Here is a 13,844-nt window from a genome sequence, read left to right on the forward strand (position 1 = left end):
ATTAAACGGCGCTAACAGCGCCGTTTTTTTTAGTTAATGCTGTGATAAAATGCGCCGCTAAATAATAGTCACAAGTGAGGATAAGTGAATGCGGATTGCATTAGGTATTGAATATGACGGTAAGGGCTATTTTGGCTGGCAACGCCAAATAGACGTCGATTCAGTACAAACGCAATTAGAACGTGCGTTATCGATAGTGGCCAACGAGCCCATTGGCGTACTTTGTGCTGGTCGTACCGATGCGGGGGTTCATGCCACTGGCCAAGTGGTGCATTTTGAAACAAATGCAATTCGTAACGAAAGCGCATGGACCCTCGGGGTGAATGCTAATCTGCCTGATGATATTGCTGTGCGCTGGGTGAAAGAGGTGGATGATAGCTTCCATGCTCGTTTTTCCGCCACGGCTCGTCGCTACCGTTATGTAATTTATAATCATCAATTTCGCCCAGGAATTTTACGTCACGGCGTCAGTCATTATCACGGTGATATCGATGCTAACAAAATGCATCAAGCGGCGCAGTTATTACTCGGTGAACATGATTTTACCAGTTTCCGTGCTATGCAGTGTCAATCTAAAACGCCATTTCGCAATGTGCATTGCGTAAATGTGACTCGCCAAGGTATGTATGTGATTGTTGATATTGCTGCTAATGCCTTTTTGCACCACATGGTGCGTAACATTGTGGGTTCGTTATTAGAAATTGGTTTAGGTAATCAGCCTTTAACGTGGATGACAGAGCTGTTAGCGCTAAAGGATAGAAAACAAGCGGCAGCAACGGCAAAACCCAACGGGCTTTATTTAGTTGATGTGACGTATCCAGAGCAGTACCAGTTACCCAAATTGGCTCTTGGGCCGCTGTTTATGTTGGACTAAAATTACCGTTTATAATACTCAGGCTTTATTTCAATAGATTGTAAGACATCGAATACGAGGATGTACCGATATGCTAACAGTACCAGCGTCAAATGCAGAGATTAATCAGTGGCTTGACTATTTGTTATCCATTCATCCCACTGAAATAGACATGGGGTTAAGCCGTGTTTCACAAGTGGCGCGCCGCTTAGATCTACTGACACTTGGCCAAACTAAAGTGGTTACTGTGGCTGGTACAAATGGTAAAGGCACCACTTGCGCTATGTTAGAACAAATTTTGCGCTTATCGGGTTTGACTGTGGGTGTGTACAGCTCACCGCATATGCTCAAGTATAACGAGCGAGTGCGTATCAATGGCGAAGATGCGCAAGACCGTGCTTTTGTTGCGGCCTTTGAGCAAATTGAAGCGGCGCGCGCCGAGATCTCTCTGACCTTTTTTGAATACGCTACGCTGGCGGGATTAATCCTTTTTAAAGCCGCAAAGCTTGATGTAGTGATTCTAGAAGTGGGTTTAGGAGGACGTTTAGATGCCACTAACATTATTGATGCCGATATTAGTGTGGTCACTTCAGTGGATTTAGATCACGAAGGTTATCTTGGTAATACCCGTGAACTTGTGGGCCGTGAAAAGGCGGGGATTTTCCGCGCTGGTAAACCCGCTATCGTAGGTGAACCCAACCTGCCATGCAGCGTTAATGATGTTGCTAACGAAGTCGGCGCACATTTATACCGTGTTGGTCATGAATTTAGTTATCAAAATCATGGTGACTCATGGGAGTTTTCGGGGCAAATAAGGCAGCTTAATCACCTAACATTACCGACCTTACCCTTGCCTAATGCGGCAACGGTACTGGCGGTGATTGAACATGGTTGGCCTTATATTACGGCGGATATTATCGATAAAGGTATTAGTACGGCTCGTTTAACCGGTCGATTAGAGCGAGTGAGTGAACAACCTTTAGTGCTGCTTGATGTCGCCCATAATCCCCATGCGGCTCGATTTTTAGTGCAACAGTTACAGCCGATAGTTGCAGGGAAGCGCGTATTTGCGCTATGCGGCATGCTTAAAGATAAAGATATTGCTGGCGTGCTGTCGGTGATTGAACCTTTGGTTGACACATGGTGCTTAGTGAGTCTGAAAGGTGAGCGCGGTGCAAGTGCGGCTCAGTTGCGTCAAACCTTAGCAGCAGATAGCAAAGCGATTGAGTTTGAAGACATAGATGCTGCCTGGTCTGCATTAAAAGTGCAAATAACCCCAGATGATGTGGTAATTGTGTTTGGCTCCTTTTACACTGTGGCAGGTTTTAAGTCTCAATTTAAGCAGGAAGTGCGTTTTGTCTAGCCAGTTTCATAATCGTTTAGTTGGCACTGTGGTGCTGGTTGCGCTTGGTGTGCTTTTTTTGCCGGATATTTTAGATGGTAAAAAAGATCATCAAGAAGAGCAATTTTCAGAGATCCCTTTACGTCCGACTGTAATTGAACAGCAAAAAGCCGACGATATGTTTGAGGTTTTATCAGTTGATGGTGAACTTAGCTCAAATGAACCTGCGTTAGCAGCTGATGCTCAAGCTAATGCGGATAATCAGCTTGAGGTTGCAGTCAAAGAGTCCTCTAAGCCAGATGCTAAGGCTGAAATCCAGCCCGAGATAAAAAAGGCTGACGTCAAAAAAGAGCCGCCTAAGGCAACCGTTAAAGCTGAAGTGATTAAAAAGTCTGAGAGCAAACCGGTCGCAGTGGCAAAGGTTGAAAAAGCTAAAGTTGAAAAACCAAAAGTTGCAGCGCCTAAAGTCAATACGGTAAAAGAGGCTGAAGTTAAAACTGTTAGTCGTGACAATATAAAAAGCGGTTTTACCTTACAGTTAGGTGGTTTTAATAATGCCGCTAACGTTAAAACCTTAGTCGCACAACTGCGTAAGAATGGTTTTAAAGCTTACACCATTCCAGCAACACCTAAGGATGGCGTATTGACTAAAGTTTTTGTTGGGCCAGATGTGTCCGAAGCAAAACTGAAAAAAATACAAATTGAGGTCGAAACCCTCACACGGCTTAAGGGCTGGATAATACCTTTTAACCCCTTAGAGTCTTAATGGCGATACCACGCCCGAGACTGAAAATGATTTATTTACCTCACTAGGGGGTGAGAATCGTTTCAGTCTCTGGTAGAATCGCGCCGTCTTAAAGCCCATGTCGGAAAGCCATCTCAATGGTTTGGATTGATTACGCTATCATATTCGTCATCGGATTATCGACTCTCATCAGTCTGATCCGAGGATTTGCCAAAGAAGCCATGTCGTTAGTGGTATGGTTTGCAGCTTTCTTTATTGCCAGCCAATTTTACCTCGATCTTGCCGTTCATTTAACGCAAATGAGTGATGAGATGCTGCGCAATGGCGTTTCCATTGCCATTCTGTTTATTACTACCTTAGTGCTCGGCGCTCTAGTTAACTACATTCTTGGACAACTGGTTGTTAAAACCGGATTATCTGGCACTGACAGGCTTTTAGGCCTTTGTTTCGGTGCCATTCGCGGCGCCTTGATTGTGAGTGCTTTACTGTTTTTTATGGATGCTTTTACAGGCTCACCCAACACTCAGTGGTGGAAGGACTCTGTGCTAGTGCCCGAATTTGGCGTGGTTATTCAATGGTTTTTTAACTATTTGGAAAACACCTCCAGCTTTGTACCCAAACTATAAGAAATAAAATTAATTAATCCTAAATGCTGAAAAACGCTGTCGCTTGGGAATTTATGTTACGCATGTTTAAGGGCTGATGCCTATTACATACACACGCCATTTAGATAATGACCTCGATGTTGTTATTTGAATAAGCAGAAACGTGACCGAATACCTGAGTGATAAATAACGTCGTATTTAAACCGAAAGGTAAAAGTATGATCTTATAACCTGCTTATATTTCAGCATAAAAGGCATAGAACATCTTACAATGAGGAAGCTTATCCATGTGTGGTATCGTCGGAATAGTTGGCCAATCATCGGTTAATCAAACCATTTATGATGCACTGACAGTGCTGCAGCACAGAGGTCAGGATGCGGCAGGTATTGTGACCATTGATCGTGGTGCTTTCAGGCTGCGTAAAGCCAATGGTTTAGTCAAAGACGTTTTTGAAGTCAAACACATGCAACGCCTACAAGGTAATGCAGGTATTGGCCATGTGCGCTATCCAACGGCGGGCAGTTCAAGTGCGTCAGAGGCGCAGCCTTTTTATGTTAACTCGCCATTTGGGATCTCTTTAGCCCACAACGGCAACTTAACTAACACGGTTGAATTAGCCGAAGGGCTGATCAAAAAACGTCGCCATGTGAATACCACCTCAGACTCTGAAGTGTTATTAAACCTGTTGGCTGATGAATTACAAAAAACCACTAGCTTAACCCTGACCTCAGAAGAAGTATTTGATGCGGTTGCTAACGTGCACCAGCAAGCTCGTGGTGCCTATGCGGTAGTGGCGATGATCATTGGCCAAGGCCTTGTCGCGTTTCGTGACCCATTCGGTATTCGTCCTTTGGTGTTAGGCAAGCACGAAACGCCAACAGGTACCGAATACATGGTCGCCTCTGAAAGTGTTGCTCTCGATGCTGTTGGCTTTGAAGTGATGCGTGATGTGGCGCCGGGTGAAGCGATTTATGTGTCTATTGATGGCGAGCTTTATACTCGTCAATGTGCGGCTAATCCGAGCTATGCGCCTTGTATCTTTGAGTTTGTTTATTTTGCCCGTCCAGATTCGACCATCGACAAAGTATCGGTATATGCCAGTCGCGTTAATATGGGCGCTAAGCTTGGCGAGAAAATTAAGAAGGAATGGTGCGATCACGATATCGATGTGGTAATCCCTATTCCTGAAACCTCTTGTGATACCGCCCTTGAAATTGCCCGTTGCATGGGTTTACCGTATCGCCAAGGATTTGTAAAAAACCGTTATATTGGCCGTACTTTCATCATGCCGGGTCAGCAGGAGCGTAAGAAGTCTGTGCGCCGTAAGCTCAATGCCATTAATACCGAGTTTTACGGTAAAAATGTGCTGCTAGTAGATGACTCTATTGTGCGTGGCACAACCTCAGAGCAAATCATTGAAATGGCTCGTGAAGCGGGTGCTAAGAAAGTGTATTTCGCCTCTGCGGCTCCAGAAATTCGCTTCCCTAATGTTTACGGCATCGACATGCCAACATCAAATGAGTTAATCGCCCATGGGCGTGATGTTGATGAAATTGCTAAATTAATCGGTGCCGATGGCATTATTTTCCAGGATTTACCTGACTTAATTGAAGCAGTAAGAATGGAAAATCCAGCGATTAAGCGTTTTGAAACCTCAGTATTTGATGGCCATTACATTACTAATGATGTTGATCAAGCGTATTTAGATCACTTAACACATTTGCGTAATGATGATGCTAAAGTGGATCGCAATAAGGATGTGGGCACTAACTTAGAGTTGCATAACGTCTGTCATCCATAAAGAAAGATAAGCGTTTGAGCGCGAACCGTTAGCGTATAAAGAGCAGGAGCCAGTGATATTTCACTGGCTTTTTTATGACTCTCATCCCAATACCCATAGCAGCATCCACACACCAAATAAGTAGTTCAAGCTATAACGCGTCACTTGATGCCTTAGCAGTAGCGACAAAACCAGCACAATCGGTAGCAGTAACATTAATCCCCATGCTAGTGGTAAATCGATAATGCTAACCTGTCCAAACCATCGACTAGCAAATAGGCTAATCGCGAGTAACATTAAACTGTGAAATAACAGTAGTTGGTTGAATCTTAACGTTAATGTAGGGCTAAACGTTATCTTTTCTCGTGCGTGTATAGCAAACTGTCTCATAATCACTCCCATTTTATTCATTGTACCTTAGCTGCTATTGAGAACTATTCGCAATTGAATTTACAGTTGAACCGGCTTTTTAATGAGCGAGTTGGATAGATATTTGCACTTAGCGACTGTTTGGGCTAAATTACACTGTAATTATATCCAGTGTTTGGTGTTTATATGATCCTTTATATCGCAGAGAAACCTAGCCTAGGGCGGGCCATTGCCGATGTATTGCCTAAACCCCATAAAAAAGGCGATGGATTTATCGAAGCTGCCAATGGCGATTGTGTGTCTTGGTGCGTGGGGCACTTGCTAGAACAAGCCGAGCCCGATGCCTACAATCCTGAATTTAAATCTTGGAAATTCGAACATTTACCAATAGTGCCCGATAAATGGCAATTGAAACCTAAGGCCACAACTCGTAGCCAGCTCACAGTGCTTAAACGATTAGTTAAACAAGCCAATACGCTAGTTAATGCTGGCGATCCTGACCGCGAGGGGCAGTTACTTGTGGATGAAGTAATTGCCTATCTTGGGGTGACGGGCGATAAATTGCATCAAACCCAGCGTCTACTTATCAGTGATTTAAACCCACAAGCAGTAAAGCGTGCACTGACACAATTACGCAGCAACCGTGAATTTATTCCGTTATCGACTTCAGCACTTGCCCGTAGCCGTGCCGACTGGCTCTATGGGATGAACATGACGCGCGCCTACACTATTCAAGGTAAAAAGGTCGGTTATCAGGGGGTGTTATCTGTTGGCCGAGTACAAACTCCTTTGCTTGGGTTGGTGGTGCGCCGCGATGAAGAGATAGCCAATTTTCAATCTAAACCTTTTTATGAAGTATTGGCGCATTTGGCGACACAAAAACAAGAAACCTTTAGCGCAAAATGGCGGCCCAGTGAAGCTTGTTTGCCTTATATGGATGAAGAAGGCCGAGTGTTAGCCAGAGGGTTAGCGCAAAATGTAGTGAGTCGGATTAACGATAAGTCTGCTGTCATTACGCAACTAGTGTCTAAGGATAAAAAACAATATCCACCGTTACCTTATAGTTTGTCGGCGTTACAAATTGATGCTGCAAAACGTTTTGGTATGAGCGCTAAGGATGTACTTGATACCTGCCAGAGTCTGTATGAACGCCATAAACTGATCACTTATCCGCGCTCCGACAGCCGTTATTTGCCCGTAGAGCAACACAGCCTTGCCCCCTTAGTATTAAAAGCGGTTAGTGGCGGAGCTGCTGAATTATTACAACAGGTTGACGCGCCAGATCATCGCCTTAAATCCAAAGCATGGGATGATAAAAAAGTCGATGCTCACCATGCGATAGTGCCAACAGAGAAAACGGCTAACTTATCGAGTTTAAGTCTGCGGGAAAAACAGCTATATCTGCACGTTGCTCGTCAATATCTAGCACAGTTTTACCCCGCTTATTGTTACGGTGAAACTACAGTGCAAGTCACTATAGAGGGCGGATTATTTAATACCAAAGCACGGCAGGATAAATCGTTAGGTTGGAAGCAACTCTTTGCCCGCCAAGAATCTCATGGCAATAAGTCTATAGAAAAAAAGCCAGCGGATGAAAGCACTAGCACAGACGATGCTGACAATGATGAGTTTAGCGGTCAGTTGCCGCCCTTAACATTAGGACAAGTGTTGCATTGCACTCAAGGTGAACTGCTGGAGAAAAATACTCAGCCGCCTAAAGCCTTTACCGATGCAACTTTACTTGGCGCGATGACAGGCATTAATCGTTATGTGACCGATGCGAATATTCGTAAAATTCTCAAAGAAACCGATGGCTTAGGCACAGAGGCCACCCGTGCGGGTATTATTGAATTACTGTTTAAACGCAGCTTTTTACAACGTTTGGGCAAATCTATCGTATCAACTGAAGTGGGTAAAGGGTTGATAAACAGTTTGCCCGTCAGCGCAACGTCACCTGATATGACAGCACTATGGGAGGCGAGTTTGAACAGTATTTGCCGTAAAGAAACATCCTATCAAGCCTTTATGCAGCCACTACTCGACACACTATTTACCCTTATCCAAAATGCAGGGGCACAGCTGCCTACCGCGCTTAATGGCTTAAAGGGCCAAGGTTATGGTAAATCTACGAGTGGTAAATCTGGTTATCGCAAGTCGACTTACCGTAAAGCGTCAAATGGGTTAAAAACAACTGCAACTAAAGCCAGTGGTGCTAAAAATTCAGTGACTAAAAACTCAGGCACTAAAAGCCGTGCCCGCAAACCGCTTGCCATATAAGCTTAATTATTGTCACTTGTTATAATACAAGAGTAACCATCCATGTAAACGGCTGATAATTAATGGGTAATGTAGGCTAGTGTATTCGATTAATGTTAGTGTATTGCATTGATAGTAAGATACAAAGTGGCTTGGGTTTATCGATTAACTCATAAAATTAACTATTTAAAGTCGTTAATAATAGGCAAAAAAAGAGTAAACCAATACGGTTTACTCTTACGGAAATAAGTTGCTGTAAAAATGGCAAAATCACTCAATTGGTGTAGAGCCAGCACATCATGCCAGTGCTATCTTAATTAACACTTAAATATGATAAAGGTAATTATCAGCATATTGATGTAATCCTCTAATACTTAAAATTTTTTCTGGATCAAAGACTGCAATTTCGACACTCGACTGTATTTGTTCATTATCGCCTTTGATTATTGCTTTGAAGGCTCTTTGCCGACTTAAACACTCTGTTTAAGAATATGTGTACTGTTAGCTAAAAATGGATGAGTAATACTCTCAAGGATAGTCGCTTCCTGATGCCATTCGCCCACAGGCAGCACCAATCACATTAACTATCTAATCAGTTCAGATGCTTGTGTGGCTCCAGCAGGGCGGCTGATGTTAACGGCATGGCAACACGCTTTATACTGCGTTTAAGGCTTTTGACCGATCACCACTATATGTCTTCAGCTTTCGCCTTGTCTAAAGCGCGTTGAACACCCGCTGAATGAACAGATCTTTAATACGAGTGGCATAAGGTGCATATGGTCATCAAAATAAATAGATAGCTTTTTTAAAGCCAGTAATCCCTCCAATATTTATCGATTTACTCTTCATATTGTATCCATTAATCGGGGCTTATATCTGTCATCGAAGAGCCGCCGTGAATGGCTTCACGGCATGACACTGAAGTTGCTGAATTCGGGCGTATAAACGAGTTACAGGTTAAGTGTTTAATCGTATATCGGTTGCCAAGTGTTAATCATCCCAGTTATGTAATGGACCGTTATTTTTGCTTTTTGAAACTCACTTTACACTACTCGCTATTGGGTAACCATCGCCAAGAGTGCGGGTAGAAACTCGTTATCTAATGTGGCGATTTCACTTTGCTCAACCAGCACTTGATTGAGTATGTCATGGCTGGTGAGTGGGTTTGCGAGTACTACGCGAAACACCACGGTCGCTTGTCTAAAATAGCGTGCTGGCTGAATGCGGGTGCGGGAGACGAAGGACTTACCCTGTTCGCGTTGGTGCTTTTGAATAAACTGGGTCAGGCCATCAAGTAGCTCGTTAAAGCGGGCGAGTTTAGTTGTGTCTGCTTGCTCGCAAGCTAGCTGCATGGCGGCTTGGATGCTGGCGGGGACATAACGATAGGTCAGCAGACACAGTTCTGGCTCTGTGACGAGCTCAAAATCCTCGCGAGCTTTGATTTGTTCTGCAAAATAGCGGGCCTTTTCGAGGCTGTTGTTGATTAAAATTTCATAACCATCACGACCGATGATTTGCAAGCAAGCGTGCACTAACATCGCCATGCCGGGGCGTGAACCTTCCAGCGTTTGGCTGCCGAGATCCTTTGAACCACGGCGCAGAATGTATTCGGCATGATGGGCAATGGCATGGGCAAACTCGGGGTCTTTAAATAACACCATACCTGCGCCCATGGGCACGTACATTTGTTTGTGGGCATCAATGGTGACTGAGTCAGCTAGTTCAATGCCTGCGAGTAAGTGGCGGTATTTATTAGATAATAAACTTGCGCCGCCCCAAGCAGCATCTACATGGAAATGGCAATTTAATTCTTTTGCTAGCTCTGCTAACTCTGTCAGTGGGTCAACATTACCGGTTTCTGTGGTGCCAGCAACACCTACAATGGCAAGCACTTTGATGTTTTTATTGGCAAGTTCAAGGGCCGCTTGGCGCATTTTTGCTACATCGACCTTGTTATCGCTGCCCGTGGGAATGCTGATGATGTTGTCGCGGCCGATGCCAAGTAGATCGACGGCTTTTCCCAGCGAATAGTGACCTCGCTCCGAGACTAAAATCGCTAAATCATCGTAGCCATAATGGCGCAGTGCTTTAAGTAAACCTTCGCGGCTGACACCTTTAAACTCACCATCGGCCTTCAGTAACTGATTGCGGGCAATCCACAGTGCAGTGATGTTGGCCACTGTGCCGCCGGAGCAAAATGCCCCGAGGGAATGATTGGCGCTGTGCATCCAGCTTTGATAAAAATCCGTATCTTGGTCGTAAATCAAATGGTGCATCATGCCAAGCACTTGGCGCTCAAGCGGCGTAAATGCCTTAGAGGTTTCGATTTTGACCAGATTTTGATTGAGTCCGACCATCATTTTTGACAGTGGTAATACAAAGTAGGGCAGTGCTGAAGTCATGTGGCCGATAAAGCTTGGCGCTGCAGTATGCACTGAATGCGCCACTAAATTTTGCATGATTTCGTCGGTGTAATCGGATACAAAACGTGGCTGACTCGGAATTTCAAAAGCTTGAAAATCGGTCTCAATTTCCGACAAGGGTTTTTCGAGTGCGGCGATACTGTCACCCAAAAAGCCGGCTAAGTCCTCGGAAAGCTTCTGCTCGATAATACTTAGCGTTGATCCTGCATCTTCTGGCGCAGTAAAAATGCGCAGCAGGCTTGCTTCAGATGCGGTGGCTTGGCGAGGGAGTTTTTGGGTCATGGGCTTGTCGTCTATTGATTTTTATAGTGAAACCGTAAATTTGCTTGAAGAGTATAACGAATTAGTGACTCTCAACATATTAATCTAGCGGAATACTAAAAAGGGAGCTCACTTTACTGCAAGGCCTTTTAGGCATCAAGTAATAAAATTTTGTGCAGCCAAAGAGTTGCCGCTTAACATAAGCAAAGGCGCCGTATTGGCGCCATTATTTAAATCATCAAAATGAGGGAATAATTTAAGCATTAGCCCAAGTATTAGCGCTGTCCTAACATCAGTATCGCACCAATATTGCGGGCAGTATTACAAAGGTTTAGTTTGGCATTGGCGAGTACATTATCAAGCGGGCTTAAGTGCGGGATAATCGGGAAGATAGCTGTCATACCGTGTTCCAATACGGCATTGGCATTTTCTCCTAGACAACCCGCAATGCCGATAGTGGGAATGCCCTGAAGTTTAGCTTGCTTTAACACGCCCATCGGCGTTTTACCAAACACAGTTTGGCCATCAATACGCCCTTCACCTGTGATGACTAAATCGGCGCCGCGAATTTTATCGGCAAGCCCCACGGTTCGCATCACAATTTCAACGCCGGGTTTAAGCTCGGCATGTAAAAAAGCCATCACGCCAAGGCCCATACCGCCAGCAGCACCAGCACCGGCATGTTCACGGTGATCTGTCATGCCGTTGCGGGCAATCACATCGGCATAATGGGCGAGCGCGGTATCGAGCTGCTTAACCATTTCTGGGGTTGCGCCTTTTTGCGGGCCAAAAATCGCCGAAGCACCACGTTCGCCGCACAGCGGATTATCAACATCACAAGCGACTTCGAAGCTGCATTCACGTAGTAGTGGGTGTGCGTTTGAAGCGTCAATTTTTGCAAGATTTACCAATGCTGCACCGCCAGAAGGCAGGGTTTTACCTTGATTATCGAGTAATAAAATATCCAGCGCTTGGGCCATTCCCGCGCCGCCATCGTTGGTGGCGCTGCCACCAAGCCCTAAAATAATGTGCTTTATCCCCCGATTAAGCGCATCACAAATCAGTTCACCCGTCCCATAACTGGTGGTGAGCAGCGGATTACGTTGATCTCTTGGCACATGATGTAAGCCAGACGCTGAGGCCATTTCAATCACGGCAATCGCGCCATGATGATGCGACTTGTTAGTCGAGTTTGTACTAGAAGCTGAACCGGTATTTAAAGCATCACCGAGAATGCCATAGTGCGCCTGTACTTTTAGCCCAAGTGGGCCCATGACTTCTAGGCTAATAATGCTGCCACCCGTGGCATCAACCATAGATTGCACCGTGCCTTCGCCGCCATCGGCAACGGGAATTTTGATGATATCGCAGTTTGGGATTACTTGTCTTAAGCCTTGTTCAATAGCATTGGCTACGTCGAGCGCGCTTAAGCTTTCTTTAAATGAGTCGGGGGCGATAACTATTTTCATTAAAAATCCTACAGCTAAATGGGATAAAGCAGGGCTTAATGTTGAACATTTTACCCAATACCACTTACTTTTGGGGCAACAACATCCCTGTGCCAACATAGGTTTATATAAAATAGATTTATATAAAATAGATTTATATAAAATAGATTTATATAAAGCGGTGGCGCATGAATGTGTTGCAATGATTAGGGCGTATAACACACAGATATCTTGGGCGCGGTCTACGCCCAAGGGATACAATTAAATCAATATCACATTGTATTAAATAAAGAATACAGCATATTAGAGCAGCACTAGGCTTAACAGATACACTGTCACCATGGCGGTCACACCCTGGATAAGCGTTGCCATAGTTTGCGCTTTATAAGCTTGTTTTACACTCATGCGGCTAAACTGGGCGACAACCCAAAAGAAGCTGTCGTTGGCGTGGGATACCGTCATGGCGCCTGCACCAATGGCCATTACTGTTAAGACTCGGCCCATCTCGCTGCCAAGGCCAATATCGCCGAGCATAGGCGCGACTAATGCTGAGGTTGCAACCAATGCTACAGTCGATGAACCTTGGGCTGATTTAAGTGCTGCGGCAACGATAAAGGGCATAAAGATACCAACGCCCAGTGCCGACAGTGATGTACCTAAAAAATCACCAATAGGGGTCGCTTTTAATACCGCGCCAAAGGCACCGCCCGCACCAGTGATTAAAATAATCGGTGCAGCGGTTACTAGGCCTTGGCTAATACGCTCGCTAAATTCACTGATTTTATTATCGCCTTTTAATAACGACAGCGATAAAAATAGGCCTATCATCAAAGCGTTAACCGGCTGACCGAGGAACACTAACGCATCAAACAAGCCTTCTTTACCTAGCGGTGCTGAGGGGAAGTTAGCGATAGACCCTAAACAAATCAATATAATAGGGATAAATATCGGTGCAAACGCTTTTACTGGGCTTGGCAGTGTTCCGTAGCTTTTTTTGAGGGTTTCATAGTCGCTTGCCTGCGCCTTTAGCTCCTCAGCCCCTTCACCATCGGGTTCAACACCAGCAAACCGGTTAGCCCATAACATGCCTGCTAATGTAGCTACTGCGGCCACAAATAGACCGACACCAATCACTAAGCCTAAATTAGACTCTAGACCTAAGTTACCTGCAGCTGCGATAGGGCCTGGCGTTGGCGGTACAAAGGTATGAGTTGCGTACAGACCTGTGGCTAAGGCTACGCTCATCGAGACGCTAGAAACCTTCATGCGGTTCGCCATTGATTGTTTCAGTGAGTTTAAAATAACAAAACCCGAGTCACAAAATACTGGAATGGAGACGAGGTAGCCGATGACCGACATAGTTAATGTCGGGAAGCGTTTACCCAATACTTTGATTACCACATCAGCCATGGTGATGGCGGCGCCGCTTTTTTCTAGAATGATACCAATAATCGTCCCTAAGACGATCACTAGGCCAATATAACCTAAGATTCCGCCAAAACCGGTAGTAATGGTTTTAGCAATCTCTCCACTCGGTAGACCATAGGCAAAGGCGGCGATAAAAGCCGCTAGAATTAAGGTTAAAAAAGGATGTAGTTTAAATTTTGAGGTCGCGATAACAATAAATGCAATCACGCCGATGAGAATAAGCACTAAGTTCATATTATGTCCCGTTCAGTTCTGGGCTGAAGTTCTTGAGTGAGTTTCTTGACCGATATTGTAGGGCGCAGCTTTTATTTGGGCTTGAGTCCAATAAGGGCT

The 13,844-nt window shown here is 44.8% G+C and carries 10 protein-coding genes; 6 read left to right on the forward strand and 4 right to left on the reverse strand.

Going from position 1 to position 13,844, the window contains the following annotated elements:
• The first annotated feature begins 88 nt into the window (after positions 1–88).
• The 5 genes from truA (at position 89) to purF (ending at position 5,347) form a co-directional block, all read left to right on the forward strand.
• Positions 89–874 (forward strand): tRNA pseudouridine(38-40) synthase TruA, encoded by a 786-nt coding sequence (gene truA / locus C9I43_RS04460; RefSeq protein ID WP_107882355.1) that lies wholly within the window; start codon positions 89–91, stop codon positions 872–874.
• A gap of 70 nt (positions 875–944) precedes the next feature.
• Entirely contained in the window at positions 945–2,216 is a 1,272-nt protein-coding gene (gene folC / locus C9I43_RS04465; RefSeq protein ID WP_107882357.1) for a bifunctional tetrahydrofolate synthase/dihydrofolate synthase, read from the forward strand.
• Positions 2,209–2,961, forward strand: a complete 753-nt coding sequence (dedD, locus tag C9I43_RS04470) for a cell division protein DedD (RefSeq protein ID WP_107882359.1) — start codon at positions 2,209–2,211, stop codon at positions 2,959–2,961. The genes folC and dedD overlap by 8 nt, the downstream gene beginning before the upstream one ends.
• Before the next feature lie 116 nt (positions 2,962–3,077).
• Entirely contained in the window at positions 3,078–3,566 is a 489-nt protein-coding gene (locus C9I43_RS04475; RefSeq protein WP_076498148.1) for a CvpA family protein, read from the forward strand.
• A gap of 266 nt (positions 3,567–3,832) precedes the next feature.
• Positions 3,833–5,347 carry an amidophosphoribosyltransferase gene (gene purF / locus C9I43_RS04480; RefSeq protein WP_076498150.1) on the forward strand — a complete coding sequence of 505 codons (1,515 nt, stop codon included), beginning with the start codon at positions 3,833–3,835 and terminating at the stop codon, positions 5,345–5,347.
• Positions 5,348–5,428: 81 nt separating this feature from the next.
• Here the strand turns inward: purF and C9I43_RS04485 are convergent, their stop codons facing one another.
• On the reverse strand, positions 5,429–5,716 hold the full coding sequence (locus C9I43_RS04485; protein ID WP_107882361.1) for a hypothetical protein: 288 nt from the start codon (positions 5,714–5,716) through the stop codon (positions 5,429–5,431).
• Positions 5,717–5,881: 165 nt separating this feature from the next.
• On the opposite strand from C9I43_RS04485, the gene C9I43_RS04490 reads away from it, so the two are divergent.
• Positions 5,882–7,972 carry a DNA topoisomerase III gene (locus tag C9I43_RS04490; protein ID WP_107882363.1) on the forward strand — a complete coding sequence of 697 codons (2,091 nt, stop codon included), beginning with the start codon at positions 5,882–5,884 and terminating at the stop codon, positions 7,970–7,972.
• A gap of 1,034 nt (positions 7,973–9,006) precedes the next feature.
• On the opposite strand, the gene panP is transcribed toward C9I43_RS04490, so the two are convergent.
• The 3 genes from panP to C9I43_RS04505 form a co-directional block, all read right to left on the reverse strand.
• Entirely contained in the window at positions 9,007–10,656 is a 1,650-nt protein-coding gene (gene panP / locus C9I43_RS04495; protein WP_107882365.1) for a pyridoxal-dependent aspartate 1-decarboxylase PanP, read from the reverse strand.
• 254 nt (positions 10,657–10,910) lie between these two features.
• Positions 10,911–12,104, reverse strand: a complete 1,194-nt coding sequence (locus C9I43_RS04500) for a glycerate kinase (RefSeq protein ID WP_107882367.1) — start codon at positions 12,102–12,104, stop codon at positions 10,911–10,913.
• A gap of 282 nt (positions 12,105–12,386) precedes the next feature.
• Positions 12,387–13,745, reverse strand: coding sequence for a GntP family permease (locus tag C9I43_RS04505; RefSeq protein WP_107882369.1), 1,359 nt, complete (start codon positions 13,743–13,745; stop codon positions 12,387–12,389).
• Positions 13,746–13,844: the final 99 nt, after the last annotated feature.

This window comes from Shewanella morhuae (assembly GCF_003028295.1).
GTDB lineage: Bacteria > Pseudomonadota > Gammaproteobacteria > Enterobacterales > Shewanellaceae > Shewanella > Shewanella morhuae.

What these genes read in the sequence shown, in the direction of transcription:
- C9I43_RS04505 (WP_107882369.1), bottom strand. Translation starts at nt 13,745, where the DNA reads ATGAACTTAGTGCTTATTCTCATCGGCGTGATTGCATTTATTGTTATC.
- truA (WP_107882355.1), top strand. Translation starts at nt 89, where the DNA reads ATGCGGATTGCATTAGGTATTGAATATGACGGTAAGGGCTATTTTGGC.
- purF (WP_076498150.1), top strand. Translation starts at nt 3,833, where the DNA reads ATGTGTGGTATCGTCGGAATAGTTGGCCAATCATCGGTTAATCAAACC.
- folC (WP_107882357.1), top strand. Translation starts at nt 945, where the DNA reads ATGCTAACAGTACCAGCGTCAAATGCAGAGATTAATCAGTGGCTTGAC.
- C9I43_RS04475 (WP_076498148.1), top strand. Translation starts at nt 3,078, where the DNA reads ATGGTTTGGATTGATTACGCTATCATATTCGTCATCGGATTATCGACT.
- panP (WP_107882365.1), bottom strand. Translation starts at nt 10,656, where the DNA reads ATGACCCAAAAACTCCCTCGCCAAGCCACCGCATCTGAAGCAAGCCTG.
- C9I43_RS04490 (WP_107882363.1), top strand. Translation starts at nt 5,882, where the DNA reads ATGATCCTTTATATCGCAGAGAAACCTAGCCTAGGGCGGGCCATTGCC.
- C9I43_RS04485 (WP_107882361.1), bottom strand. Translation starts at nt 5,716, where the DNA reads ATGAGACAGTTTGCTATACACGCACGAGAAAAGATAACGTTTAGCCCT.
- C9I43_RS04500 (WP_107882367.1), bottom strand. Translation starts at nt 12,104, where the DNA reads ATGAAAATAGTTATCGCCCCCGACTCATTTAAAGAAAGCTTAAGCGCG.